This is a genomic window from Rossellomorea sp. LjRoot5 (assembly GCF_964253455.1).
Classification (GTDB): Bacteria; Bacillota; Bacilli; order Bacillales; family Bacillaceae_B; genus Rossellomorea.
On the sequence record NZ_CAXUQN020000001.1, the window covers coordinates 1,248,193 to 1,272,465 of the forward strand.

The 24,273-nt window shown below is 44.1% G+C and carries 24 protein-coding genes; 18 read left to right on the forward strand and 6 right to left on the reverse strand.

Going from position 1 to position 24,273, the window contains the following annotated elements; genetic code table 11:
• Nucleotides 1-216: 216 nt before the first annotated feature.
• Nucleotides 217-1,545, reverse strand: a complete 1,329-nt coding sequence (locus ACSQ2E_RS06315; RefSeq protein WP_435989763.1) for a purine-cytosine permease family protein — start codon at nucleotides 1,543-1,545, stop codon at nucleotides 217-219.
• A 242-nt stretch (nucleotides 1,546-1,787) separates the two neighbouring features.
• On the opposite strand from ACSQ2E_RS06315, the gene ald reads away from it, so the two are divergent.
• Nucleotides 1,788-2,906: an alanine dehydrogenase gene (gene ald / locus ACSQ2E_RS06320; RefSeq protein WP_430337213.1), complete on the forward strand. Its 1,119-nt coding sequence runs from the start codon at nucleotides 1,788-1,790 to the stop codon at nucleotides 2,904-2,906.
• A gap of 318 nt (nucleotides 2,907-3,224) precedes the next feature.
• Nucleotides 3,225-3,905 (forward strand): metal-dependent hydrolase, encoded by a 681-nt coding sequence (locus tag ACSQ2E_RS06325; RefSeq protein ID WP_435989764.1) that lies wholly within the window; start codon nucleotides 3,225-3,227, stop codon nucleotides 3,903-3,905.
• A 124-nt stretch (nucleotides 3,906-4,029) separates the two neighbouring features.
• Here the strand turns inward: ACSQ2E_RS06325 and ACSQ2E_RS06330 are convergent, their stop codons facing one another.
• Together ACSQ2E_RS06330 and ACSQ2E_RS06335 are read right to left on the reverse strand one after the other, a co-directional pair.
• Nucleotides 4,030-4,362: a hypothetical protein gene (locus tag ACSQ2E_RS06330; RefSeq protein ID WP_435989765.1), complete on the reverse strand. Its 333-nt coding sequence runs from the start codon at nucleotides 4,360-4,362 to the stop codon at nucleotides 4,030-4,032.
• 170 nt (nucleotides 4,363-4,532) lie between these two features.
• On the reverse strand, nucleotides 4,533-4,856 hold the full coding sequence (locus ACSQ2E_RS06335) for a DUF3784 domain-containing protein (RefSeq protein WP_435989766.1): 324 nt from the start codon (nucleotides 4,854-4,856) through the stop codon (nucleotides 4,533-4,535).
• 256 nt (nucleotides 4,857-5,112) lie between these two features.
• Here ACSQ2E_RS06335 and ACSQ2E_RS06340 point away from each other — a divergent pair, with 256 nt between their 5' ends.
• Nucleotides 5,113-5,355, forward strand: coding sequence for a hypothetical protein (locus ACSQ2E_RS06340; protein ID WP_435989767.1), 243 nt, complete (start codon nucleotides 5,113-5,115; stop codon nucleotides 5,353-5,355).
• Nucleotides 5,356-5,463: 108 nt separating this feature from the next.
• The gene (locus ACSQ2E_RS06345; RefSeq protein WP_435989768.1) at nucleotides 5,464-6,783 is read left to right on the forward strand and encodes a DRTGG domain-containing protein; all 1,320 of its coding nucleotides are present in this window, start codon (nucleotides 5,464-5,466) and stop codon (nucleotides 6,781-6,783) included.
• A 243-nt stretch (nucleotides 6,784-7,026) separates the two neighbouring features.
• On the opposite strand, the gene ACSQ2E_RS06350 is transcribed toward ACSQ2E_RS06345, so the two are convergent.
• Nucleotides 7,027-7,332, reverse strand: coding sequence for a YtpI family protein (locus ACSQ2E_RS06350; RefSeq protein ID WP_435989769.1), 306 nt, complete (start codon nucleotides 7,330-7,332; stop codon nucleotides 7,027-7,029).
• A 93-nt stretch (nucleotides 7,333-7,425) separates the two neighbouring features.
• On the opposite strand from ACSQ2E_RS06350, the gene ACSQ2E_RS06355 reads away from it, so the two are divergent.
• From ACSQ2E_RS06355 to ACSQ2E_RS06385, 7 genes are all read left to right on the forward strand, one after another.
• The gene (locus ACSQ2E_RS06355; RefSeq protein WP_435989770.1) at nucleotides 7,426-8,367 is read left to right on the forward strand and encodes a DHH family phosphoesterase; all 942 of its coding nucleotides are present in this window, start codon (nucleotides 7,426-7,428) and stop codon (nucleotides 8,365-8,367) included.
• A gap of 334 nt (nucleotides 8,368-8,701) precedes the next feature.
• Nucleotides 8,702-8,974, forward strand: a complete 273-nt coding sequence (locus tag ACSQ2E_RS06360; RefSeq protein ID WP_435989771.1) for a heterocycloanthracin/sonorensin family bacteriocin — start codon at nucleotides 8,702-8,704, stop codon at nucleotides 8,972-8,974.
• Between the two features lie 143 nt (nucleotides 8,975-9,117).
• Nucleotides 9,118-11,028, forward strand: a complete 1,911-nt coding sequence (locus ACSQ2E_RS06365) for a putative thiazole-containing bacteriocin maturation protein (protein ID WP_435989772.1) — start codon at nucleotides 9,118-9,120, stop codon at nucleotides 11,026-11,028.
• Nucleotides 11,025-12,971 carry a TOMM precursor leader peptide-binding protein gene (locus ACSQ2E_RS06370; protein WP_435989773.1) on the forward strand — a complete coding sequence of 649 codons (1,947 nt, stop codon included), beginning with the start codon at nucleotides 11,025-11,027 and terminating at the stop codon, nucleotides 12,969-12,971. The genes ACSQ2E_RS06365 and ACSQ2E_RS06370 overlap by 4 nt, the downstream gene beginning before the upstream one ends.
• Nucleotides 12,972-12,991: 20 nt before the next feature.
• Nucleotides 12,992-14,560: a SagB family peptide dehydrogenase gene (locus ACSQ2E_RS06375; protein WP_435989774.1), complete on the forward strand. Its 1,569-nt coding sequence runs from the start codon at nucleotides 12,992-12,994 to the stop codon at nucleotides 14,558-14,560.
• Between the two features lie 462 nt (nucleotides 14,561-15,022).
• Nucleotides 15,023-15,559 carry an N-acetyltransferase family protein gene (locus ACSQ2E_RS06380; RefSeq protein WP_435989775.1) on the forward strand — a complete coding sequence of 179 codons (537 nt, stop codon included), beginning with the start codon at nucleotides 15,023-15,025 and terminating at the stop codon, nucleotides 15,557-15,559.
• Nucleotides 15,560-15,756: 197 nt separating this feature from the next.
• On the forward strand, nucleotides 15,757-16,218 hold the full coding sequence (locus ACSQ2E_RS06385; RefSeq protein WP_435989776.1) for an NUDIX hydrolase: 462 nt from the start codon (nucleotides 15,757-15,759) through the stop codon (nucleotides 16,216-16,218).
• 98 nt (nucleotides 16,219-16,316) lie between these two features.
• Here the strand turns inward: ACSQ2E_RS06385 and ACSQ2E_RS06390 are convergent, their stop codons facing one another.
• On the reverse strand, nucleotides 16,317-16,856 hold the full coding sequence (locus tag ACSQ2E_RS06390) for a PadR family transcriptional regulator (RefSeq protein WP_435989777.1): 540 nt from the start codon (nucleotides 16,854-16,856) through the stop codon (nucleotides 16,317-16,319).
• The gene (locus ACSQ2E_RS06395; protein ID WP_435989778.1) at nucleotides 16,853-17,695 is read right to left on the reverse strand and encodes a sialate O-acetylesterase; all 843 of its coding nucleotides are present in this window, start codon (nucleotides 17,693-17,695) and stop codon (nucleotides 16,853-16,855) included. The genes ACSQ2E_RS06390 and ACSQ2E_RS06395 overlap by 4 nt, the downstream gene beginning before the upstream one ends.
• Before the next feature lie 90 nt (nucleotides 17,696-17,785).
• On the opposite strand from ACSQ2E_RS06395, the gene bla reads away from it, so the two are divergent.
• The 7 genes from bla (at nucleotide 17,786) to ACSQ2E_RS06430 (ending at nucleotide 24,072) form a co-directional block, all read left to right on the forward strand.
• Nucleotides 17,786-18,712: a class A beta-lactamase gene (gene bla / locus ACSQ2E_RS06400; protein ID WP_435994427.1), complete on the forward strand. Its 927-nt coding sequence runs from the start codon at nucleotides 17,786-17,788 to the stop codon at nucleotides 18,710-18,712.
• 111 nt (nucleotides 18,713-18,823) lie between these two features.
• Complete coding sequence (locus ACSQ2E_RS06405; RefSeq protein ID WP_435989779.1) at nucleotides 18,824-19,399, forward strand: dihydrofolate reductase family protein; 576 nt, start codon at nucleotides 18,824-18,826, stop codon at nucleotides 19,397-19,399.
• A gap of 216 nt (nucleotides 19,400-19,615) precedes the next feature.
• Entirely contained in the window at nucleotides 19,616-20,131 is a 516-nt protein-coding gene (locus ACSQ2E_RS06410) for a hypothetical protein (RefSeq protein ID WP_435989780.1), read from the forward strand.
• Nucleotides 20,132-20,235: 104 nt separating this feature from the next.
• Nucleotides 20,236-21,345, forward strand: coding sequence for a sensor histidine kinase (locus tag ACSQ2E_RS06415; protein ID WP_435989781.1), 1,110 nt, complete (start codon nucleotides 20,236-20,238; stop codon nucleotides 21,343-21,345).
• On the forward strand, nucleotides 21,323-22,012 hold the full coding sequence (locus tag ACSQ2E_RS06420) for a response regulator transcription factor (RefSeq protein ID WP_435989782.1): 690 nt from the start codon (nucleotides 21,323-21,325) through the stop codon (nucleotides 22,010-22,012). Before ACSQ2E_RS06415 ends, ACSQ2E_RS06420 begins: the two co-directional genes overlap by 23 nt.
• Nucleotides 22,013-22,454: 442 nt before the next feature.
• Nucleotides 22,455-23,261, forward strand: a complete 807-nt coding sequence (locus ACSQ2E_RS06425) for an aldo/keto reductase (protein WP_435989783.1) — start codon at nucleotides 22,455-22,457, stop codon at nucleotides 23,259-23,261.
• A 289-nt stretch (nucleotides 23,262-23,550) separates the two neighbouring features.
• Nucleotides 23,551-24,072, forward strand: coding sequence for an RNA polymerase sigma factor (locus ACSQ2E_RS06430; protein ID WP_435989784.1), 522 nt, complete (start codon nucleotides 23,551-23,553; stop codon nucleotides 24,070-24,072).
• Nucleotides 24,073-24,273: the final 201 nt, after the last annotated feature.

Consider the following 24,273-nt stretch of genomic DNA (forward strand, 5'->3'; position numbering starts at 1 on the left):
TCACTAATATACCTTGACAGGGTAGAGGTCCATTGTAATAGACATAATTATCATCATGTGTAGTTAATTCGAGATGTTAATTCTACATTATGGAGGACATAATGTTGAGATAATGATGCATATTTTTACTGGAAGGACAGGTATTTACATTGACTATTCCTTGGATATTATTGATCAAGAAAGAGTGAACCTAACAAACAGGTTCACTCTTTTCACTTAACCAAGTTTCTGAACAGGCTTCTGTTCTTCCACCTTACTTGTTTTTTTACTAAACACATATATAATAGAGGTCAAAATAAAACAACTAAACCCCGGCGAAAACGAATCAGGAATCCCCAAATAAACCACCATCCCAATCACTAAAATGTACAACGCCTCACGATTAAAATTCGACTCCCCACTCGCTAGCCTCACAAGCGCACTCTCAGAAATCCTCCCTTTCCTAATAACCAAATAATCAGCCACCACAATCGCCGATATTGGAATGATCAGGATCCCGAGATAAGAAATATACTCCTGAGCATTATAAACCAGCTGCGGAAATGAGCTTAAAATAATCCCGGCGACACTAAACAACAGGGCACTTTGAATTCGCGACAGGGACGGCAATGCATTAAGCAAACTATATCCCCCTGTATACGCATTACTAAGATTAATCGAAATCATCGACACCATCGCACAAGCGGTGATTACCAATAGTAGCAGACTGGAGTCGGTCAGCTGCCCAGCTGCCACGAATGGATTCAGATCCTTGAACAAGCTGGCACTCAATCCTCCAAGAAGTGCGGTCATCATGAATCCGACGACGTTTCCTCCGTACAGTCCCCAGAATCCGTGGCGGTCGCTTTTGCTGTAGCGGGTGATGTCGGAGGATGCGCTGACGCCTGAGATGTATTGGACGAAGACGAGGCTTGAGTAGAATAGGAACGTTCCAATGGAGAAGGGTTCCTGGCCTTGTGTTAGTGTTGAAAGGGAATCGGCACCTTTCGTTAGGAAGAGGTACAGGATAATTCCCTGGCCGATCACGAGGATCGGGATGAATAGTTTGGTCGCTTTCTTGACGGCTTCGAAGCCGATGAGGGCTAGAAGGGTCATGATGATGGCGAGTCCGATGGCGACGGGTACGAATGGTATAGTGTACGGTGTTACTTTTTTCACCATGGAGATGATGACGAAGGTGCCTCCGATGGTTTGGACGCTGAACCAGTAGAGGGACGTCAGGGACCGGATGGGGGATGCGATGAGCATCGACAGCCGGGTTCCGATGATGGATCTCAAGACGTATTGAGCGGGCAGGCCGTAGCGTGAGCCCGGTAGTGATAGGAATGATACGAATAGGAAGGCGACGCTTGCTCCGAGTACGGTGGCTAGAAATGCTGCCTGGAAGGATAGTCCGCCTTCAAGGACGGCCAGTGCCGGGATAAGGAAGTTTCCTGCGTTCACGGAGAAGGCGAGCTGTATGATGAAGTATTCGATCCATGTAGTTGATTTTAACTCGGGTGGGACCTTTTCGAGTCCGAGCCGTTCGATCATGGGTTGTTTCATAAAAAAAGTCTCCTTTGGGTATACTAGGATGCATGGTTTCTATTTTAAAGAATTTTTGAAAAAAAGCGAAGAAATAATCATTTATTTTTTTAAAGAAAAGTAGAGATATTTCCTAAATTTTTTGTTAGAATGTAAGTGCTTACAGGGTGAGTAATTGCCCTTCGCTATTATATATGAATAGTGTTATATTTAGGAAGTAAATGCTCCAAGGAGCAATAGTGCATTTAGGAGGTTGGCTTAGTATGCGTATTGGTGTACCAACGGAAATTAAAAACAACGAAAATCGTGTGGCCATGACGCCGGCTGGTGTTGTGAACCTTGTTCAATTCGGACATGAGGTTTACATCGAAGCTGGAGCGGGAATGGGTTCAGGATTTACAGATGAAGATTACAAAGCAGCAGGTGGACACATCGTTGATTCTGCAGCGGAAGCATGGTCCATGGATATGGTCATGAAGGTAAAAGAGCCACTTCCAAGTGAGTACTCTTATTTCCGCGAGGGGCTTATCTTATTTACATATTTACATCTTGCTCCAGAGCCGGAATTAACGAAAGCGTTAATCGATAATAAAGTGGTCGGAATCGCGTACGAAACGGTTGAACTGAATCGTGCCCTTCCATTACTGACTCCGATGAGTGAAGTGGCAGGACGTATGGCGACTCAAATCGGTGCCCAGTTCTTAGAGAAGATCCACGGTGGTAAAGGTGTACTCCTTTCAGGTGTCCCTGGGGTTCGCCGCAGTAAAGTAACGATCATCGGTGGAGGAGTTGCCGGTACGAACGCCGCCAAAATGGCTGTCGGCCTTGGTGCCAACGTCACGATCCTTGACCTTAACCCAGATCGCCTTCGTCAGCTTGATGATATCTTCGGTAGCGACGTAACAACGCTTATGTCGAACCCGTTAAATATCGAACAAGCTGTAAGAGAAGCAGACCTAGTCATCGGTGCTGTACTGATTCCAGGAGCGAAAGCACCTAAATTGGTAACAGAAGACATGATCAAAGCGATGACACCTGGTTCAGTTGTTGTCGATATCGCCATCGACCAAGGCGGAATCTTCGAAACAACGGACCGCATCACAACGCATGACGATCCAACTTACGTGAAGCACGGCGTTGTACACTATGCCGTTGCCAATATGCCTGGTGCCGTACCACGTACGTCTACCATCGCACTGACAAACGTAACCGTACCTTACGCGGTTCAGATCGCAAACAAAGGCTACAAAAAAGCGTGCCTAGACAACGAAGCTTTATTAAAAGGTATTAACACATTGAACGGATATGTGACGTACCAAGCGGTTGCTGAAGCGCATACTGTAGACTACTCAGATACTAGAACACAATTAGAGCAACAATAACAACAGGAAGCCGACTGCATGGGAATGTTCAGTCGGCTTTTTTGTGTTTTTTTACCGAAAATTGACTAGCGTTTTTAAAGTGAACTGGGTTACGCCAGTTAGCTGATTGAAGCGGAAGGTGCTCGACTCCGACGGGAAAAGCGGGAAAGTTGAGACCCCGGAAGCGAAGCTGAGGAGGCTCAACTCACGCCCCGCGGAAAGCGAGCACCTGCAGCGGAAATCAGCCTGCACTCGCTTAATTTTATGAAATTCGGGTATAACATAAAATAGCATACGAGAGTAAGAAAAATAGATAAATTTATTTGGAGGAGAGAAATTATGAAGATTTCATATCATGGACATTCAGTAGTGAAAATCGAAACCAATGAAAAAACGATCCTTATCGATCCATTCATCACCGGAAACGAACTGACAGATCTTAAATTGGAAGATGAAAAGCCAGATGTCATCATCCTTACACACGGTCACAACGATCACGTAGGGGATACAGTGGAACTTGCGAAGAAAAACGATTCCCTTGTCATCGCAAATCACGAACTGGCAACGTACCTAAGCTGGCAACTGGTGAAAACTCACCCAATGCACGTCGGTGGAGCCTATGAATTCGACTTTGGTAAAGTGAAATTCACACAGGCCTTCCACGGCTCTGGTTTAATTACAGACGGCAATGAAATTATCTACATGGGGATGCCAGCAGGAATTCTCTTGATGATTGAAGGGAAAACCATTTTCCATGCAGGGGATACAGGATTATTCTCAGACATGAAACTGATCGGGGAGCGCCATCCAATTGATCTGGCATTCCTACCAATCGGAGATAATTTCACAATGGGACCTGAAGATGCGGCAACGGCAGCAAGCTTCCTAAAAGCGAAGAAAGTCGTGCCGATTCACTATGATACATTCCCGCCGATTAAGCAGGACCCACATAAATTCGTGGAGATGCTTGAGGATTCTGAGGGGCAGGTTATGAAGGCTGGAGATGTGATTGAATATTAATAGGGTTTACGTTACCTGAATAAGAAGTGAGTTAACAATACAATTAACACAACAAAAAGCTTGGGGTATTCCAAGCTTTTTGTTATTGTTCTTATTCAATTAAAGCTCCCGTTTATTGAATAACTCAATTTCCATATTTATCACCTCTTATTGGAATACCGTACCTTTCAGGATGATTAAAGTAGTCTTCATATGTTAATGAGCTAACAACTTCAAAATCTTTTGTTTCAGGATTATATTCAAAAACAACAAGTTGTTCCCAACCACTGTTATGACCACTATCAATCACTCCAACTCTGTTAGGTGCTAACTGAACAACTCGCCCACCTTGGTTATTAACCTCTACATTCGGTGGTGGTTGTTGAACATTCTGGTTGGTATTTAATTTGAGTGCTATTACAATTAAACAAACTAAAATTCCACTTAAAATCAATTTGGTAAAAACATCATTTTTCATTACCAGAATTCCTCCTCTTTTACTTCATTTAACCATAAAATTTCAGTTTTCCTTTGTTGATTAATCCTGCCCTATAGCAGAAGATGCTAACGATTGCTGGTGTAGTTGCAAGGAGGATGCTTTATCAGCAAACGCCACTTCACTTCAAGACAGAATTGAAAATTTACTTCTTAATTATTCTTTTTAAATCTGTTTCCTGTATTTGCATAAACTAATCCAAAAACAATAAGGCATATAAATAAAACCAGACCAATATAAAACATGAACTGGATTTCTAACACTTCGCTTAATGCCCATAAAAATATACTAAAACTAATTCCATACATCATTTTACTCATGAACTTGCACAAACTTAATTCATTGTATTTAGCCTTTTCATTATCAGACATTGTATTATAACCAGCAATTAAGAATGCTCCTTTTCCTTTCGATAGAAAAATAGCGAAAATTAAGAAAGCAATAGAGCCGATAAGGTTAATAATAGCTACCTCCATAACAATTATCCCTCCCCTTTTACTATCTTTACGAATAAAGAAAGTAAAAGTTCCAAACTCGTCTAAAAGAAGACGAATTATCCAATGACTCGCCCGTTAACTTGATTTAATATTCTAATTTATATGCCATTTACGATGTTCCTCCACAAAAACTGAACTCCTTAGTTGCAAATGCATCGCCTTTTTCGCAAGTTCACACAACATCCCCCACTCACTCGCATATACATGATACAAGCCTAGAAAGGAGGAACCACCCTTGAAACAACGATACATTCTCTGCTTACTCATCACAGGGGCACTCATCTACTACGGAGCCCCACGAATGTCTATTTTTGCAGAAGGTCTCCAAGGAACCTTCGCCATCGGCTGGCTCATCCTCGCCACCTGTGTCCTAGCCGGCAACCTGGCAGCCGTGCTTTACACACCGAAAGGAACAAGCAAAGGTAAAAAGTTGAAATCGAAGCCGGTTCGTAAGGTGAAATCACGATCATTTGGCTAAAGAAAAGCGGGGCTTGTATCACTCAAAGCCCCGATTAAATTGAAACACCGCGCTTTTCACATTATAATAAACATATAAAGTAGGACGTTACAAAGAAGGGTGAAAAGCTTGGCTACAAAACACGAACAAATACTAGAGTACATAGATACCCTGCCTGTCGGAGAAAAAATCTCCGTCCGCCAGATCGCAAAAGCACTGACCGTCAGCGAAGGAACAGCATACCGGGCGATCAAGGATGCCGAAACCAAAGGCTACGTCAGCACCATCGAACGCGTCGGAACGATCCGCATCGAACAGAAGAAGAAAGAAAATATTGAAAAACTCACCTACGCAGAAGTGGTCAACATCATCGATGGACAAGTACTCGGTGGACGATCCGGCCTGCATAAGATGCTCAACAAGTTTGTCATTGGAGCCATGAAGCTTGAAGCCATGATGAGGTACACGGAAGCCGGAAACCTCTTGATCATCGGGAACCGGACCCAGGCTCAGGAACATGCCCTGCGCGCAGGGGCAGCCGTCCTGATCACAGGGGGATTCGATGCAGACGAAGACGTAAAGAAGCTCGCGGATGAACTCGAGCTCCCAATCATCTCCACTTCCTATGACACCTTTACCGTTGCCACCATGATCAACCGGGCCATTTACGATCAGCTCATCAAAAAAGAGATCGTGTTAGTGGAAGACATTTTAACCAAAGTGGATGATACGATCTATCTGCATCTGGATGACACGTTGGAAGAATGGTTCGAAAAGAATCAGTACACATTCCACAGCCGTTTCCCGGTCGTGGACCGAAACCTGAAAGTCCACGGGATGGTGACGTCAAAAGACGTTATGGGCCAGGAAAAGTATGCAGGCATCGATAAAATCATGACAAAGCAGCCAATCACCGTCAGCCCAAATACGAGTGTCGCATCTGCCGCCCATATCATGATCTGGGAAGGGATCGAATTACTTCCCGTCGTCAATGAACAGAACAAGCTGCAGGGAATCATCAGCCGCCAGGACGTTTTGAAAGCCCTGCAAATGATCCAGCGTCAGCCGCAGGTCGGGGAAACGATTGATGACCTCATCTCAAACGCAGTGGAAGTAGTCGGTGAGAAGAAAGACAACAAAGAAATCTACCAATTTGCCGTCACACCGCAGATGACAACCGGAATCGGAACGCTCTCCTATGGTGTATTCACCACCTTAATGACAGAAGCCGCCAACCGTGCACTGAAACCATACAAAAAAGGCGACCTCGTCATCGAAAACATGACCATTTACTTTATCAAGCCTGTCCAAATGGAAAGCATACTCGAAATACATCCAAAGGTACTCGACGTCGGGAGAAAATTTGGTAAAGTGGATGTAGAAGTATATAGTGAAGGGGTATTAATGGGGAAATCCCTGATGATTTGTCAGTTGATTGACCGGCATTAGGTCATTTTAGAAATAATAAGTGAGAGAAAGTAAAAAGCTAAAACTCATGTTGATTGTAGCGGAAGATGCTCGACTCCTGCGGGAAAAGTGGGACAGGTGAGACCCCGCAGGCGAAGCCGAGGAGGCTCACCGCCCGCCCCGCGGAAAGCGAGCATCTGCAGCGGAAATCAACCACTACTCCCTAATTAAAAAGTACTTACAATCAAAAAAAAGACTAGATAAACATCTAGTCTTTCAAATTCCTTATTGGTTATCCAGTTCCTTCGCTTCCCTCTGTGCAAAGGGGAGCACATGCTTGTACATTTTATATCCGGCCCAGCAGCTTCCGAGTCCCAGCACGATAAAAAGCGCGCCGATGACATACGTTAGCGTACCAGGGAATAAAAACAGCTGATTGATCCCGAACAGGGCAACGAACAGCCCAAGGGCAATGCTTGCTTTAGCCGATAACCATTTCTTTTCCATCGGTCGTCTTGTCCGCACTTGTCTTATTTTATAAAAAACATAGAACGTGAACGTGACGACGATCAGTAATGCGAGAAAATACATAGTTTTGTCCTCCATCGTTGACATCTCTCGCTACTATTTTACAGATAACCGAGCAGAATGCCAAATAAAAATTCCACCACAAAGGAGATTCCCATGAAAGAACAAATCCTGAACCTAATCAAACAATATGAAACGATCATTGTACATAGACATGTCCGTCCCGACCCGGATGCATACGGATCCCAGGGAGGGCTTGTGGAAATGCTGAAAGCCTCATTCCCTGAAAAACATATCTACGCTGTCGGGAAAGAAGAAGAAACCCTTCACTACCTAAAGCGTCTGGATGTTATCGAAGATTCCGTATTCGAAGGGGCCCTGATCATCGTCTGTGATACGGCTAACGAAGAACGGATCTGTGACCGTCGCTATAAACTTGGGGATAAGCTTGTGAAAATCGATCACCATCCAAACGAGGATGCCTACGGGGATCACCTGTGGATTGACACGACAGCGAGCTCGGTCAGTGAAATGATCTATGAATTTTACCAGTTCGGAAAAGACAAAGGATTGACCCTGCCTGATTCAGGGGCACGACTCCTGTTCGCAGGGATTGTCGGGGATACGGGAAGATTCCTGTATCCGAGCACGACCCAGAAAACCTTTGACATTGCGGGTGAATTGATCCGCTATGATTTCGACCGGAATGAATTATTCAATAAAATGTATGAAGTCGATTCCAACGTTACGAAGCTTAACGGATATGTGTTGCAAAACTTCGAGATGGATGGGGATGGCTGTGGGATGATGGTCATGACGAAGGATATCCTCGAGGAGCACGCGGTCGTCCCATCTGAGGCATCCTTGCTTGTCAGTACTCTGGGGAATGTGAAAGGAATGAAAGCATGGGTCTTCTTTATTGAAGAACATGATCAGATCAGGGTTCGCCTTCGCTCGAAGGGTCCTGTCATCAACACCATCGCCAAGAAATACAACGGCGGCGGACATCCCCTGGCTGCAGGCGCGTCCATTTATTCTTGGGACGAGAAAGAAGAAGTGATGAAGGATTTACGGGAAGTGTGCAGGAATCATCAATAATTTTTACCAAGAGTCGGCGGATGCCGGCTTTTTTTGTTGCCTGAATCATTCAGATAGGAAAGGGAAAAGGCACAACGGGTTTAAGCAGGAGCTTTTTCCGATTTCACAATCAACTCCGGTCCATTGACGGGAGTCTTTTTGGATTCTTCCTTACGCCATGTCCCTACAAAATAGGCTTATGTATCAGTAACAATACCCAGCGAATTTACATAAATTGTTGAGGATGATTCACCTTTATAGTGCATTGACCTAAATGCTGGCAACTCTTTATAAAAAGACTCATGACTACACGTTTCGAGAGCCATATGATACTTTTTTGGGAGGTAATGAAGATATGAATAATTTTTATAATGAACTTCAAGGTTTGAATGTAGGTGATTTCCAGGCAACACAGCCCGTTTCCTGGGATCAAAACATGTATGATCCGAATGACGAACGGCTTTTCCTAGGAGGATTTGGAGGCTGCTTTGGATTTGGATTCTCATGCTTCTTTAGTTGTTTTGGGTGCGGTGGTTGTGGAGGATGCTTCCGTTGCGGCGGGTGCGGGAGATGTGGCGGAGGTGGCCGTTGTGGCGGCTGCGGAAGATGTGGACGCTGCGGTCGTTAATCGGCTTTTAGAATATCGTGTTCGGATTGACTCCTGTATGAGTTCGTGCAGGGGTCTTTTTATACATATGGGACAAAGTGAGACTCATACTATGGTAATGACAGCCAAAATACAAGAGATAAGTGGGGGTAAGGAGGAGCATTATGGGAAAATTGGACCCTTCGATGCGTTTAAAAGTGAAGAGGGATACGTTTTACCTCCCTGAACGGGACAGCGGAGTTTACTTCAGGAATAACCTATGTTCTTTCCGTATGGAAGGTAGTGGAATTGATCAATGGGTTGAGAAGCTGCTGCCGATGTTCAATGGGGAATACTCCCTTGAGGAATTGACGAGTGGACTGCCTGGACCTTACCGAAACAGGGTCATGGAAATGGCAGAGGTTTTGCATAAAAATGGATTTGTCCGGGACGTCAGCAGGGACCTTCCACATCAGCTGTCCCCACATGCCTTGAAAAAATTCGCCTCACAAATCGAGTTTGTCGATAGTTTGGCAGACTCCGGAGCTGCAAGGTTTGAAACCTACCGGCGGGCCAATGTCCTGGCAGTGGGATCTGGTCCTTTTCTGACTTCATTGGTTTCATCACTTATCGAATCAGGAATCTCAAAGCTGCAGGTTCTCGTGACCGATGAGGTACCTACGAATAGACGCCGGGTGACCGAGCTTGTGGACCATGCCCGGAAAACGGATCCGGAATTGGAGCTCATGGAAGTCGGGTTCAGTGAAGGTGGTTGGCGGGAGACGCTTGAGCCATTTGATTCGATTTTATATGCGAGTCAAAACGAAAAACATGAGGAACTCGACCTCCTCCATGCGATTTGCAGGACGGATCACAAGTTGTTCATTCCGGCCATTTCTCAAAAGGAGAAAGGAATGGCCGGACCCATCATCCATCCCGATACGGAGGCAGGGTGGGAATCAGCTTGGAGGCGAATCCATGCAACAGCCTTGGAAAAAGAGGACGGCAAATCGCTTGAATCGGCGATCCCTGGAGCCATGCTCGCGAACATGATCGTCTTTGAATTATTCAAAGAAATAACAGGAGTGGCAAAAGCCGATCAGCGAAATCGAATTTTTCTCCTGGATAAAGAGACTCTTGAAGGAAGCTGGCATTCCTTTTTACCACATCCGTTGGAGACAGGGCGTTTGGCAGCTGAAGCTGTTCAAGGTCTGGAGGCATCGCTGGAACAGGTGACGGAAAGGTCTGATCCTGAAAAAATGCTGTATTTCTTCAGTCTGCTGACGTCAAAAGAGACAGGAGTTTTTCATGTGTGGGAAGAGGGGGATACGAAGCAGCTGCCACTCGCTCAATGCCGTGTCCAGCCCGTCGATGGACTGTCGGAAGGTCCTGCAAAACTGCTGGATGAGGTGATCTGCAATAGCTTGACCCATGCAGATGCACGTCGGGAAGCCGGGTTAAGAGGAATAGAGGCATACGCTTCAAGACTTGCCGGTTTGATCGTTCCTCATCATACAGGTGAATCTATGGCCATCAGCACAGGAGCGACGTTTACAGAATGCGTGGGACGCGGGCTTCATCACTGTCTGACTGATGAGCTGCGAAAAAGAGAATCCGCTCAAAAAAACACCATTTCACCTCTTGCACTAGATGCGGTTGAAGATGAAACATGCCGTTTTTATGTAAACGCATTGACCACCATGCAGGGAGAGCCGGAAATTGGAATAGGGGAGGATGTGGCTGGCTTTCCTGTCGCCTATGTCCGGGGTAAGAAAGGCTGGTATGGAAATACCGGCTTCACCGTCACAATGGCGCTGAGGAACTCTCTGCAGCATGCACTCTTTCACGCTCAGAACGCTTCGGATGCTCTCGACGCAAACCCTGTTGCCGTTACATTAGATGAACAGAGTGTGCACAGGATAACCATTCCGGCCATTGATGATAGGATCCAGTATGAAAACCTGAGAGAAGCAATCGACACCTTGAAACGGAATCGGAAACAGGTAGTGGCGTACGAACTGGATATGGAACCTGCTTTTAAACAGGAGCTCGCAGGCGTGTTTGGTGTGCTGCTGCGAGAGGAGGAAGGGCAATGAGTTCTTTCGTGGTCATTGTGGGAGAGGGGATGCTCTCAAACCTTGTATGTGAGCAAATGTCAGCCCGGTACCCCGTTTTCAGGCAAAAAAACGTAGACAAAAACATCCCGGCCAATACCGATTTGGTGCTGACACTGGACGATACGTGGAATCCGGCCGTCCATGAAATGGCAGAAGAGGTAATGAGGGGGACCGGGGTTGCTTGGCTGAGGGGCTTCGTTGCCTTTGGAGAGGGAATCATCGGACCACTTGTGCGACCGCATACACCAGGATGCTCACATTGTGCCGATGTGAGACGTCTCCTTGGAGGAAAGGAACGGCATGAAATGCGGGAAGTGCAAAGGAAACTCGCGGATGATGGTGGAATGACGAAAGACCCGTGGGCTTCAAAAACAGGTATCTTGCACATGGCTCACATCATCACCTCAGAAGCTGTCAGGATCCTTGAGGGTGACGAGGCCAATGCTGAAGGACGGGTATGTTTCACCGACTTGAGGACGTTGAACAACTCTTGGCACTCTTTTGTTCCGGACTCGTTATGCCCGGTTTGCAGCGGCATTCCGGATGATTCACCGGAGTTGGCACATGTGTCCCTCAAGCCCAGCCCGAAAATCCGTGCCGACAGTTTCCGCTGTACACCACTCGATGAACTGGAGAACGTTCTGATAAAAGATTATCTGGATAATCGGACCGGACTCTTCAACAGCAAGATGTATGACCTGGTGACGCCATTTGCCGATGCGAGCGTCAATATGCCGATGTTCTCCGGGGATGAGGGGACAGCGGGACGGACTCAAGCTTACTCAGACAGCGAGCTGACCGCCATCCTTGAAGGGTTGGAGCGTCACTGCGGGTTGGAGCCACGGGGGAAACGGACCGTCATCCATGACTGCTATCGGAATGTGGAGGAACACGCACTGAATCCATTAGACGTCGGCGTGCACACCGACGAACAGTACAGCATGCCGGGATTTCCATTTGAAAAGTTCGACCCAGTCAGGGCCATTGACTGGGTGTGGGGATATTCACTCATCGAAGAGCGACCGATTCTTGTTCCTGAGCTCCTTGCCTACTACAGTCTGGGTTGCGGCTCATCCGGCTTTGTCTACGAAACGTCCAACGGCTGTGCCCTTGGGGGAAGCAGGGAGGAAGCGATTTTCTATGGAATCATGGAGGTCGTCGAACGGGATTCATTCCTTATGACCTGGTATGCAGAACTGGGGCTGCCTCGTCTCGATCCCATGACAGCAGAAGACGAGGAGCTGCAGTTAATGATCGAACGGATGCGTGCGGTCGCAGGTTATGATCTCCATTTATACAACTCCACCATGGAGCACGGAATTCCAAGCGTCTTTGCCATGGCCAAAAACAGGAAGGACAGTGGATTGAATCTGATCCTCGCGGCAGGTGCCCACCTGGATCCCGTTAGAGCTGCCAAAAGCGCGATTCAGGAACTGGCCGGGATGATGCTGAATCTTGATGAAAAGTTGGAGAAGAACAAGGCGAACTATGAAAAGATGCTGTACGATGATTCCCTCGTCAGGCAGATGGATGATCACGGCATGCTGTATGGATTGCCCCAGGCGGAAGACCGTTTTGCCTTTTTGCAGGGCTCGAGCCGAGGCTTACGGAGTTTCCAGCAGGAATTCAATTGGCGATCAGAACACACCGATCTGACGGATGACCTGAAGGAGATCCTTGAAAGATTCCGAAGCCGGAACCTTGACGTCATCGTCGTGGACCAAACGGCACCGGAACTTGAAAAGAACGGACTTCACTGCGTAAAAGTCCTGATCCCCGGCATGCTTCCCATGACGTTCGGGCATCACCTTACCCGGCTGACAGGGCTAGATAGGGTCCTGAACGTCCCGGCGGAACTGGGATACAGAGACCGGCCATTGACATTTGAGGAGCTCAATCAAAAACCGCATCCGTTTCCTTAAGGTGTGAGGAGGTGAGGAGGATGAGTCTGGAAGAATTTCTGCACAATCTGCAATTCGATATCAACCGGGCCAATCAGCCAAACTGGGAAGTAGACTGGGAGGATGCGCCCCTTCCCTATAAGCTGTACCGGGGATTGCCGGTTGTACCATTGTCACTTGAAGTACCGTTGTCACTCACCGGGGAACAGCCTCCGTTGAAACCTGATGTTGAAAGGATCGGTCATTTCCTTTGGTATGTCTACGGCATCTCAGGGGTAAGTCAGTCGGAGCATCCCGACGATTCCGGGGAGGAGTCGTATCCCATCCACTCCTATCGACGGTTTCCTCCATCCGGAGGGGCGCTGTATCCGAATGAACTCTATCTCTATTTGAAACTCGAGGATTTGCCCCAAGGAATCTATCATTATGATGCCGCCCACCACCGACTTGTCCTGCTCCGGGATGGGAATGTCGATTCGTACTTAGAACGGGCACTCGGCAATCACTGCGACATCACGACGTGTTTTGCCACTGCCTTTGTGTCGGTGAGATACTGGAAGAACTTTTTTAAATACAATAACTTTTCCTACCGGCTGCAGGGGCTCGATGCCGGCGTTCTGATGGGGCAGCTCTTGGAAACATCCAAACGGTTCGGATTCGAGACAGGGGTGTATGCTCAATTTCTCGACTCCCCGATCAACCATCTGCTTGGACTGTCTGAGGAAGAGGAAAGCGTCTATTCCGTCATCCCGCTTTCGGTTGCTGCAACGAATTGGGGTGGCAGGGGGATGGAGCGGTCAGTCACCGCTGAAGAATTATGCCGGGAACTGCCGGCTATTTCTCTTGGACATTATGAAAGGTCTGAAAAGGTTCGAGAGTTTCCTAGGTTACTGGAGGTGAATGAGGCTTCTAGAATCGATTGTACGGGTGATTTTCAAAAGGTGATGAAAAAGCCGGTTATGAGAACGGGAGAGAAAGAAATCCATCTTCCTCAAATCGAGTCCGTTCAGTATGAGTTTGTTGAAGCCTGCCAAAAGCGCCATTCCCCGGAGATGGATTTTGTCATGGGGAAGGTCAGCCAGGAGAGTCTCGCGGCCTTATTGAAAAGGGCCACTCATTCATACTCGTTTAGAAGTGACCTAGACAACGTTTTTGACGGTGAAGAACCCCGTGTTTCCATATACGGCTGTTTGTATAACGTAGAAGGCATACCAAATGGCGCATACGCATATGACAGTGGCCGCCATTCCTTGAGGGAAATCGGTACCGGGGATTATCGTCTCCAGCTGCAATCGGGATTGTCACTTGATAACGTTAATTTGTTGCAGGTGCCGTTGTGCCTTCATATCATCGGGAACAAAGATTATTTCAAGGATTCTCTTGGATACAGAGGGTACAGGATCATGCAGATGGAAGCGGGAATGCTTGTCCAGCGCCTGCTCTTGGCGTCTTCGGCTATAGGATTTGGGGGGCACCCGCTGCTTGGATTTGATACGGCGGTGACGGATGGGATTTATCAACTGGAAGCTGAGAATCTAACCACCTTGATCCAGATCCCAATCGGACCTTTTCGGGAAAAGGCTTGGATGAGGGGGAGTTTGATGAGTTGAAAGGTAATGAGCCGCGGTGCCTGTTCCCCGTGGCTCATTTCTTCCACGGATAAAAAAATTCTACACCGTGGCATGATTATCGAATATCTCGCATGATTTCTATTAAACTCGCACGATTAGGACGTAAGCCGCATGATTAACCCAAATCCCGCACGATTATTTCAAATCTTGCATGATTCTGCTGATGCACTTTATCTAGGAAGTGAGTTAAGAAGGGGATATGGTGGAAAAGAATAGATCTTTAGAAGTAACATTGAAAAAAACGTCCCTTGAGTAGGCCACGGGACGTTTTTTTGATGAAAGTAGATGAAACTGGGGATCAAGCACATTTTCAATTTAAAGTAGGGAGGTATCTTTTTTTAGATTAGGTGGTTATTCGGTTATAGGGCCAGTTCGTTGAAGAAGGATATTTTAATCCGATGTCGTAATTATTTCTTAGAGATATCACTTAGGAGGATTTAAATGCCACTGTCTAAAGATAATGTAGAATACATAATTCGAAACGTGAAATTAGAGGATGCGGAGGTACTTTTGGATATTGAGAGATCTGTTATTTCTGAAGGTGAATATTTCATCGTAGTATCAGAAGAGGTAGAAAAAAAGCCATTGCAGGAGGAGAAAGAACGAATACAAAGTGTATTGGATAACATAAAAGAAACTCTTATTGTAGCGAAAGTAAATGGTGTGGTTGTCGGATCGATAGAATTTCGTTCGCAAACTAGGAAGAGATTATCCCATACTGGCTCTGTTTCAATGTCGATAAGTAAAAATTACAGAGGCATGGGAATAGGGAAGGCGCTTTTAAAGGCATTATTAGAGTGGGCAGAAGAGAACCCATTAATTGAAAAGGTAAGTTTAGGGGTCCTATCAACAAATCAAAGAGCAATTTCCTTGTACAAGCAGATGGGCTTTTTGGAAGAAGGTCGTTTAATTAAGGAATACAAGTTAACTGATGGGAAATATATTGATGATATTCTTATGTACAAATTTGTACAATAACCTAATGTCGCTTTAGTTAAACATTCATTAAGCAAACGGGCGCAGTCTAGACTATTGGATAGCGTCCATTGTTCCGTTATAGGGGACAATAACTGATCCAGCTATTGTCCTTCTTTAATTATCAGACAGGTTAAAGCAAGAAGAAGTTATACATTATAAAGAAAATGTAGTATTTAAATAGAATTGAGGAGAAATGGATGTCTCAAGATGGAATTGTATTAGTAGCAAGTGTATCAATTTTTAGTCATGATAAAGTCTTGATTATAAAAGAAAATAAACCCAATGCCGTCCATAAGTGGAACTTTCCAAGTGGGCATATAGAGTATGGTGAGGATATTCTTTATTCAGCTAGGAGGGAAGCTAAGGAGGAAACGGGGTTAGATGTAAAACTGATCGGCACGACAGGTGTAAATAATTTTACCAGTAATACGAACAATCAAGTCATCTTGTTTCATTTTATTGGTGAGGTTACTGGAGGTACATTAAAGCTCGAAGAAGATGAAATTACCGACAGCAGGTGGATAAAAATGAATGACCTTTTAGCATTTGATAAAGAAGATTTACGGGAACCGCATTTATTAAAACAAATCATTCATAACTTAGTAGAAGAAAACATCTATTCAATTAGCGTAATGAATGAGCAACTTTTTAAGGGCTAATAAATTATCGCCTTTTCAAATATAGGGTAAGCTACGGTGCCGATCCCGTTGGCTCTAAAAATCACCTATCAATTTTGGATAGGTGATGTTAGTTTTATTTAATCAGTATCTGCTTCTATATCTGCCTTCAATTCCTTAAACCATTTTAAATTCACTAAATGGTGAGAACGGGAATTTTCGTTCATGCGACCAAAATAATCAATCTTACCAGGTAATTCCTCAATGGTAGCTAAGTATTCATCGAGAAGAGCAATTCTGGCTTCAGTTTGATCAATTTGGGATTGGATTAAGTCTACTAATTTGTTTTTATCGAATACATCTGCAAAGAGTAATGCGCCATAGACTGGTAAGTTGACATACTCGGATTTCGTTCCGTATTTGGCCATTAATTTATCAAATTCTGCTATTCCTGAAGACGTGACTTTAAAGGTGTGAATGTCACGACCGTTGTTTGGACGTCCTTCATGTGTTTCTTCAATCAACCCTTTTTCTTGGAGTTGTTGCAAATTGTAATAAAATGATCCTTTAGTAAAATTGACGATATATTTATAATGTCGTTTTTCCATTAAACTTAGTAGCTCATATCCATGTGCGCCGGGGTTTTGAATAAGTAAGCCAAGGATGAGTAAGGGAATCAAGGTTGCATCACCTTCGCCATCTGTGCTTCAAATTCAGCGTATGTGATTTTGCCCAGAGCCAAATTCATACTGTGAATATACATTTGTTCCGTTTTCGAATAGGTATGGTTGACCGTTAGGGATTGGTCTTCATCCGAAAGAGGCCCAGAGATATGACACTTTTTTGAAAATGCCTCGAAGTAGCGAAAACCGAATTTTCGTTGGGAATCGGCGTTCAAATGAATACCATCCGGATTGGCAGTTAGACCTTCTGCCGAAACAAAATAACAATTTGGCTGCTCATGAGCAAACCGATGTAATTCAGCGTTGATTTCATGAAACTCTGATGAGTACTTTCCGAAACCTTCCTTCCCTAAGAAATGACCAAGCTCACCAATGATTAATGGGACGTCTTGAAGGTTTAATTCTATACGTAACGTTTCAATGATAAGAGATAACTTGTCGTAATACGTTTCATTGAGAGAATGATGGCTATCACTTTCACCTTGATGCCAAAGGATGCCACAAATTTCACTGGTTTCAAGAGCAAATCGCGCTTCAGACAAAGCATGTCGGAATAGAGTGCCTTGCGGGTGCCAATCATTCAGGGAACTGCCGCCTTCCGCACAAGGAATCAACCCGATTTCATCATCCGGGTTGGCTTTCGAACACAGGTCTGCAAAAGAGGCTGCCAGACTTACACCAGCCACAGGACGGTCATAATTAATGGGCTCTGTCATCATTTGCCACTGACCGTTGCGAAGCATTTTTATTTTTTCATTATAGATCGGTTCTACCTCATGCAAGAATCCACGACCTGCCATATTCGATTGCCCTAACATTAAAAAAGATTTGATCATTTCATTTTCATTCCTTTACACAATAGTCTAATTAGACTAAGCTAGTATAAAGTCTAATTAGACTATTGTCAATAAAATAGGAGAGGAATGATGATGTTGAAAAGTGTCAGAATGTTAAAAATCTGGATGTGTGTTGGACTGTTAAGTTTAAGTCTTATCGGGTTAAGCCTCGTTGGAGACGGATTAAAGCAGGCGGAGGCAAAAGAAAAGGGAGACGAAACACAAGGTACAAGTCATGGGTCTGCTCATAAGTTCATGCAACTCGAGAAAAAGTTTGATGCACGGCTCGGCGTCTATGCTATTGACACCGGTACAAATCGCACGGTGGTCTATCGACCTGATGAACGGTTCGCTTACACATCCACCTATAAGGCTTTGGCTGCAGGGGCAGTGCTACAGCAAAACTCGATTGACGAACTTGACGAGGTCATCACCTACACCCAAGATGACCTGGTCACGTATTCGCCCATTACTGAGCAACACGTGGATACCGGGATGACCCTTAGGGAAATTTGCGATGCGGCTATCCGGTACAGCGATAATACCGCGGGGAACCTTTTATTGCAGGAACTCGGAGGACCTGACGGCTTCGAAAATGCACTGAGGCAAATCGGAGATCAAGTCACCGAGGCTGATCGCTTTGAGACTGATTTGAACAGTGCCATCCCAGGAGACATCCGTGATACCAGTACAGCAAGAGCACTTGCCACCAGCCTGAAGGCTTTCACCGTCGACGACGTGCTCCAGGAGGGTAAGCGTACACTCCTAACCGATTGGATGCGGACGAATACTACTGGGGACGAACTGATCCGAGCCGCTGTACCTAAAGGATGGGAGGTAGGCGATAAATCCGGAGCAGGAGACTACGGAACGCGAAACGATATTGCTATCGTTTGGCCGCCGAATCGAGCTCCCATCATCATCGCGATCCTATCCAGCCGTGATACTAAGGATGCTGCCTATGATAATGAACTTATAGCAAAGGCAGCCAAGGTCGTACTGAATGCTTTCAAGTGATTTTCCGAAACGTTCTTTAATCTTTTTTTTTAAATGAATTCTTCTTAGTTTGTTAAGAGGAAGTTAAAGTATAGTGTTGTTACTATCTATCATAAAAAAGGAGAATCCAAAATGAGAAAACTTGTTCTATTTTTGCACGCATCGCTTGACGGTTTTGTAGAAGGGCCGAAGGGGGATATGGACATTGGCTGGGTTTCCTACGATGCTGATCTTGAGAAGCACGCGAAGGAAATTCTGAGTACTGTCGACACCGTCATCTGGGGACGTGGGACATACCAGATGATGCACAGTTATTGGCCATCTGTCTCTTCGAACCCATCAGCTTCACAGCATGAAAGAGATCATGCCGAATGGATCGAAAAGACAGAAAAAATCGTATTTTCGAGGACACTGGAAAAAGTCGAATGGAACAATTCCAGACTGGTCAAAGAAGATGTCATGAAAGAGATCAACAACCTCAAACAGCAGCCGGGTCAGGATATGGTCATACTCGGAAGTCCAAGGTTCGCACACTACCTTATGCAGCTAGATTTAATAGATGAGTATAAAATGACAGTTTCCCCCGTTCTAATCGGGAGCGGGCTGCCGTTATTCCAAGGTATCAAAGAAAAGATCAATCTTAAGCTGATTGAAAACAAGACATTTGACTCTGGGGCCATAGGGCTCGTTTATCAGACGATTAAATGACCTTGTTTCCCAAAATGAGTTTACGCAAAGTCAGCACGAAAAAAACATACTTTTCAGATCTTCATTCGACGTGATCCTTATAGGATTGCGTCTTTTTGTAAACAGCATTTAAGAATTAATTAAGAACTACATAAGAAATCATTTAGAATTGCTCCTTACAATGAGTACATGTCAGCCGTTGAGGTGACAAAAACGAATTGAGAAGGAGTTTTTTACATGTTCAAAAAAGTAGGTTATTACTCCGTTTTATCCCATCTTTGGATCCAGTGGATCATATTGGGAGGCATCTTGCTTAATACATTTATGGTCTATCCGAATATTTTTCACAACGTACCGGAGACATTGGAATCATCCATGGATTGGATGCAAGTCGCAAGTCCCCACACATACTTTCCGCCATTGGGGTTTGTCAGTATCCTGACGGGTGTCCTGGCAGGAATCTTTGTGTGGAAAGTGAAACCTGCAAGAAAATGGGTACTCTTCAGCCTGATGGCCATCATATTAGAAGGGGCAGCCTCCATTCTTTTTGAGTGGCCGCGGAATGAAATCATGTTTATTGAAGGTGCTGACGTCCATTCTGTTGAATTTCTAAAACAAACGTTGAAGGAATTCAAAATCGTCCATTGGTTCAGGGTTATGTGTAATATCTTTGGTTCATTGTTCATTTTTATCGGGTTTATTAAGTTCGATCGTTTTGTGACAACTGAAAATCTAGGGGAGAATCGTAAATAATATGAACGCTTGCCGGACAGTCCGTTTTATGCAACTGGAGAAACGTCCGGCATTTCCGATACTTATATTGGAGTTGTGATGTTGAAAGAGGAGGTGACAGTGCGATGTCCTTAAAGAAAAGACTGGTTTTATCGAATATCGGAATGATTTTTATCCCGATACTCAGTTTAATCATTGTCGAACTTGCTGCCGGGTATTTGTTTTTTTATGTGCTTGGAAAGAAACCTGAAGGGGAGGATATGCACGTCTTTCAAACCTTTCGTTTTGGGGCGATGATTGTGATACTCTTCGTCACCAACGCGATCCTGACTTATTTTATTTCCAGGAGTATTCTCGAACCAATCAAGAGTTTATCCCTGGCAGCAAAAAGGATCAGTGAAGGGAATCTTGATGACAGCTGTGCTTCAGAGAAGAAGGATGAATTGGGGGAACTGTCCAATACCTTTGAAGACATGCGGTTGAAACTGAAGGAAGCGGCTGCGGTTCAACATCAGTACGAGCTGAATCGTCAGGAGCTCATTGCCAGTATTTCGCATGATTTGAAGACGCCACTGACCTCGATCAAAGGATATGTGAGCGGCATTCAAGATGGAGTGGCGGGCACTCCTGAGAAACTGAATCGTTATATTTCCAAGATTGAAAAAAACGCTCATGATATGGATGCTCTCATCGATGAACTGTTTCTCTATTCCAAACTGGACCTTGAACAAATTCCATTTATATTTGAGAAGATAAAACTGGATGATTATTTTCATGACTTCATTGAAGAACTCTCGTTAACCCTTGAACATGACCATGGGAAAGCGGTACTGATCCATGATCCTCTAAAGTCTTACGTTGTGAAGGCGGACAGGGAAAAATTAAACAGGGTCGTCATGAATATCACACAAAACAGTCTGAAGTATATGGACAAATCAGTGAAAGTAATACAGGTCATCCTCAGTGAGAGCATGAATGAAGTCCAGGTGGAAATCAAAGACAATGGGAGCGGAATCCCGAAAAAGGATTTATCCAATATCTTTGACAGCTTCTACCGAACAGATGAATCGAGGAATTCAGCCACGGGAGGCACTGGGCTCGGACTGTCGATTGCCAAAAAAATCATCAAAAACCACGGAGGGAAAATCTGGGCAGAGAGTGAGCCGGGAGTGGGGACGAGCATTTATTTTACATTGAAAAAGGTGAATGAGCGTGAAGAAAATATTGATTATTGAAGATGAGATGGATATTGCTGAACTGGAAAGGGATTATTTAGAGGTGAACGGATATGGCAGTGATATCGCTTCGACAGGGGAGGAAGGGTTGAGCCTTGCAAGGACATATTCATACAACCTCATCCTGTTAGATTTAATGCTGCCTGGAATCGACGGATTTGAGTTATGCAAAAAGCTGCGGGAATTCTTAGATATTCCGATTCTTATGGTGACCGCCCGAAAAGAAGACATTGATAAAATCAGGGGATTTGACCGCGGAGCAGATGATTATATCGTGAAGCCCTTCACACCGAGTGAACTGGTTGCCCGGGTAAAGGCGCATATGTCAAGATATGACCGATTAATCAGTAGGGAAGCCCCGAAAGATGAAATCCAAGTCAAGAACCTCAGGGTGGACCTCGATTCCCGGAGAGTATACGTGGACAATGAAGAAAAATCATTAACAGCAAAAGAATTCGATTTATTGGTGTTCCTGGCAACCCATCCTGACAGGGTCTTCACAAAGGAACATCTATTCGAAAGACTCTGGGGATATGATTCTTTCGGGGACATCACGACGGTCACCGTCCATATCAGAAAAATCCGGGAGAAGATTGAAAAGGACCCTTCAACCCCTGAATTTATTGAAACTATTTGGGGCGTAGGGTACCGATTCAAGAAGCAATAGGAAATCCACATTGATTCATGGGGATCTTTCCCCCAATCATTTCCTTATTGATAGCGAAACAGGTGAACTGACAAATAGCCAATAGTGGATCGTGGGAATCCCAGGCCCCGTGGTACCTTTTTTACTCTCGGACAAAGAAAATCCGACACTGTGGCATGATTATCTGAATTCTTGCATGATTGCCTCTGAAACCCGCACGATTACTTGTGGAGCCGCATGATTGTTCCAAATCCCGCTTGATAAATGTGAACCTCGCATGATTTTTTTTCAGACCTCTTTTCAAGGGTAAGAGATTGAGTGGCTAAACGGTTGAAAAAGAAAATTTAGAGGAAATACATCCAAAAAACTCCCTTCTTTCATATTTCTTTTTGAAAATTCTATAATTTGATATGATGGACTTTGTAAGCAGAAATTATAGTATACAGAGGGAGTGCTTAGACATATGGAATACATCACGCTTAATAATGGGCTGAAAATGCCGATTGTAGGTACAGGTACAAATACGTATGGGAAAGAAAATAATGAATATAACGCGGCGTTAACCAATGAAATTCCTGAACTTCTATCAGCACTTGAGTTGGGGTACCGTTCTATTGATGCAGCCATCGTTTATCGAAACGAAGAACTTGTCGGAAGAGTGTTAGCAGAAAGTACAGTGCCTCGGGAAGAGTTATTTATTACGACAAAAGTTCCAGGTGATGAAAAATATATTTCTTCAAAGGAAGCGACTCGTGCAGCAATCGATAACAGTCTAAAAAACTTTCAAACCGACTATCTTGATCTGCTTCTTATTCACTTTCCTATCGAAGACAAAGGACAACTTCAAAACACTTGGGAAGTCTTTGAAGAATATTACGAAGCCGGCAAACTAAAAGCTATCGGCGTTTCAAACTTTAGAAAAGAGCATCTGGAAGAATTGAAATCATTCGCTAAAGTGAAGCCAGCAGTTAATCAAATACAAATCAACCTAACAGAACCTAACAAAGATCTCCTTGCTGTATTAAAAGAAGAGGGCATTGCACCGGTTGCATGGGGACCTATGAAAGCCGAAGCCCATCAAAAAGAGGCTTTGGATGAAATTGGTGAATCTTATAAAAAATCTGGCGCACAAGTTTTATTAAAATACCAAATCCAACGTGGTGTGATCGTTATTCCTAAATCTCATAACCGAGAGAATCAAGCATCTAATCTAGATCTTTTCGATTTCGAATTGTCTGCAGAAGATATGAAAAGAATTGAAAACTTATAATTCGTTTGTCCTTGATCCTAGTGATAGAGATAGTATCGCTAGGATTTTGATTTATTAAAGCAATGAGATTGGCGGAGTACGGCTTTTTAGAGAATGGGCATTGCATAAGTGAAGAATAATTGAAATAATGAGGATTAGTATATATTTAACAAAATAAGGTAATCCGAAAGGTGTTTCCAAGTAGACTGGTTACACCTTTTTTTAATACAAAAAATTTTTATGAAAAGAAGCAACTTTTTGCATCCCCACACGTCTCACTAATGAAGCTGATCATTAGAAAGGAATATTCATGAAAAAATACTTTAGGAAAGACACGTTCAGTTTAATTGAAAAAGAATATACCATGAACTATTCCTACTTGAAAAATTTTTTGGTGAAGCTGACTAATGACCAGAATCTAGCTGAAGATGTAGTGCAGGAGGTTTTTTCAAGGTTGTTAAAAGAACCTGAAATAATCTTGGAAGTTCAATATATAAAGAGTTGGCTAGTTTCAGTGTCTAAAAACATTTTGATTGATCACTATAGGAAAAAGAAACCCCACTTGTTAGATGAAGTGGATCTAATGGAAAATCTCCTTGAGGATCATCTAACACCTGAAAAGATTACCATGAGAAAAGAAATTTTCGATGACGCTCTTTCTAGTATCAGTAAAGAAGAAAAGACGATCTTTTTGGCGAAGGAGTACTATGGATATAAGTATGAAGAAATATCGACGCTTATGGGGTTACCTGTTTCCACAATCAAATCCAGATTATTCAGGGTAAGGAAGAAAATACTCTCAAGTTTAGAGAGAGGTGAAAGTATTGAATGAACATAAAAAAATTCATATCCTTTGTAATGAGCTAATGCCACTATATAGTGAATTGGATCAGCCAACACAAGAAATTATGGATGAACATGCTGAACACTGTAAAGCATGTAAGGAGTCCATTCATAGGTTTAAGTATACTTTTTCTGAAGAAGTATCACCAGAATTCAAGGACCATTCGGTAACTATCAAGCCATTCAAAAG

Bases quoted from the DNA above. Each gene is read 5' to 3' on its own strand.
- ACSQ2E_RS06315 (WP_435989763.1), bottom strand. From the start codon at position 1,545: ATGAAACAACCCATGATCGAACGGCTCGGACTCGAAAAGGTCCCACCC.
- ald (WP_430337213.1), top strand. From the start codon at position 1,788: ATGCGTATTGGTGTACCAACGGAAATTAAAAACAACGAAAATCGTGTG.
- ACSQ2E_RS06325 (WP_435989764.1), top strand. From the start codon at position 3,225: ATGAAGATTTCATATCATGGACATTCAGTAGTGAAAATCGAAACCAAT.
- ACSQ2E_RS06330 (WP_435989765.1), bottom strand. From the start codon at position 4,362: ATGAAAAATGATGTTTTTACCAAATTGATTTTAAGTGGAATTTTAGTT.
- ACSQ2E_RS06335 (WP_435989766.1), bottom strand. From the start codon at position 4,856: ATGGAGGTAGCTATTATTAACCTTATCGGCTCTATTGCTTTCTTAATT.
- ACSQ2E_RS06350 (WP_435989769.1), bottom strand. From the start codon at position 7,332: ATGTATTTTCTCGCATTACTGATCGTCGTCACGTTCACGTTCTATGTT.
- ACSQ2E_RS06355 (WP_435989770.1), top strand. From the start codon at position 7,426: ATGAAAGAACAAATCCTGAACCTAATCAAACAATATGAAACGATCATT.
- ACSQ2E_RS06360 (WP_435989771.1), top strand. From the start codon at position 8,702: ATGAATAATTTTTATAATGAACTTCAAGGTTTGAATGTAGGTGATTTC.
- ACSQ2E_RS06365 (WP_435989772.1), top strand. From the start codon at position 9,118: ATGGGAAAATTGGACCCTTCGATGCGTTTAAAAGTGAAGAGGGATACG.
- ACSQ2E_RS06370 (WP_435989773.1), top strand. From the start codon at position 11,025: ATGAGTTCTTTCGTGGTCATTGTGGGAGAGGGGATGCTCTCAAACCTT.
- ACSQ2E_RS06375 (WP_435989774.1), top strand. From the start codon at position 12,992: ATGAGTCTGGAAGAATTTCTGCACAATCTGCAATTCGATATCAACCGG.
- ACSQ2E_RS06380 (WP_435989775.1), top strand. From the start codon at position 15,023: ATGCCACTGTCTAAAGATAATGTAGAATACATAATTCGAAACGTGAAA.
- ACSQ2E_RS06385 (WP_435989776.1), top strand. From the start codon at position 15,757: ATGTCTCAAGATGGAATTGTATTAGTAGCAAGTGTATCAATTTTTAGT.
- ACSQ2E_RS06395 (WP_435989778.1), bottom strand. From the start codon at position 17,695: ATGATCAAATCTTTTTTAATGTTAGGGCAATCGAATATGGCAGGTCGT.
- bla (WP_435994427.1), top strand. From the start codon at position 17,786: ATGATGTTGAAAAGTGTCAGAATGTTAAAAATCTGGATGTGTGTTGGA.
- ACSQ2E_RS06405 (WP_435989779.1), top strand. From the start codon at position 18,824: ATGAGAAAACTTGTTCTATTTTTGCACGCATCGCTTGACGGTTTTGTA.
- ACSQ2E_RS06410 (WP_435989780.1), top strand. From the start codon at position 19,616: ATGTTCAAAAAAGTAGGTTATTACTCCGTTTTATCCCATCTTTGGATC.
- ACSQ2E_RS06415 (WP_435989781.1), top strand. From the start codon at position 20,236: ATGTCCTTAAAGAAAAGACTGGTTTTATCGAATATCGGAATGATTTTT.
- ACSQ2E_RS06425 (WP_435989783.1), top strand. From the start codon at position 22,455: ATGGAATACATCACGCTTAATAATGGGCTGAAAATGCCGATTGTAGGT.
- ACSQ2E_RS06430 (WP_435989784.1), top strand. From the start codon at position 23,551: ATGAAAAAATACTTTAGGAAAGACACGTTCAGTTTAATTGAAAAAGAA.